The 207-nt window shown below is 49.8% G+C and carries 1 pseudogene; it reads left to right on the top strand.

Annotated features, from left to right (window positions below):
• A pseudogene (locus HJY11_RS14910) lies at window positions 1–207 on the top strand (V-type ATP synthase subunit I); the annotation flags it as partial.

The following is a 207-nucleotide window of genomic DNA, read 5'->3' as shown; positions in this document are numbered from 1 at the left end:
AGTCGGAATTCTTCTGATGTCAGGAAGAAGCAGCAAAAATCCGGGGCTTCGGATTGCGCTTGGTGCATATGATCTGTACAACATCACCGGGTGGTTAAGCGATGTGCTTTCTTATTCCCGACTGCTTGCACTCGGACTTGCAACCGGAGTAATTGCGTCCGTAGTAAACCAGATGGGAAGTATGGCTGGCAAGGGAATCTTTGGTGC

The sequence above is a fragment of the Bittarella massiliensis (ex Durand et al. 2017) genome (assembly GCF_017566145.1).
Taxonomy (GTDB): Bacteria; Bacillota; Clostridia; order Oscillospirales; family Ruminococcaceae; genus Bittarella; species Bittarella massiliensis_A.
Note: the sequence above shows the minus strand (reverse complement) of the source record. Positions and strands in the feature narration are given on the sequence as shown.